Source organism: Pseudoalteromonas sp. SG45-1 (genome assembly GCF_014164135.1).
In the GTDB taxonomy this organism is placed as follows: Bacteria; Pseudomonadota; Gammaproteobacteria; order Enterobacterales; family Alteromonadaceae; genus Pseudoalteromonas; species Pseudoalteromonas distincta.
Genome location: NZ_JACJEP010000074.1, coordinates 1 through 518, shown reverse-complemented (window position 1 = coordinate 518; position 518 = coordinate 1). Strand labels below are relative to the sequence as shown.

Genomic DNA, 518 nt, shown 5'->3' with positions numbered 1-518 from the left:
TAACTTGGAGGTAAGTCATGAATACACTCATTGAACAAGTCAAAACTGAAATAGCCTATCTTGGTTATTCACAAAGTACCTGTAAAAGCTACTGCGAGCATTTGCTTAAACTCAGCCATTATTTTGATAAACCACTCGATTTAATTACTGATGATGAGCTGAATATCTTTTTTTAAAGATCCCCTATTCGAAAGCTCTCCAGAGCGAGTCAAAAAATACAAATAAACAGTATCTGGTTTTTGTTTAAGAATATTTTACATCGCCCACTGAACTTAGACATAGCCTTGCCTAAAGCAAAACCTCGGGCACCTACTTATTTATCGCGTGATGATATTCGACGACTTATAGAAAGTTGCACGGATATGCGCTTAAAAACATTGATAGTGGTGTGTAATGGATGTGGTTTGCGTATTGGCGAACTGCTGCGCATCAAAGTGCAAGACATCGATGGACAGCGTAAAACCATTTTAATTGAACATGGTAAAGGAGATAAGTCACGCTATGTTGTTGTATCAGAT

2 protein-coding genes are annotated in these 518 nt (G+C 37.5%); both read left to right on the top strand.

Translation table 11 applies throughout. The features are described 5' to 3' along the window. The first annotated feature begins 17 nt into the window (after positions 1-17). Complete coding sequence (locus tag H5117_RS20815) at positions 18-176, top strand: phage integrase N-terminal SAM-like domain-containing protein (protein ID WP_259404613.1); 159 nt, start codon at positions 18-20, stop codon at positions 174-176. A 63-nt stretch (positions 177-239) separates the two neighbouring features. Then, positions 240-518 (top strand): tyrosine-type recombinase/integrase (locus H5117_RS20810; RefSeq protein ID WP_259404612.1); only part of this gene is annotated, 279 nt, incomplete at its 3' end.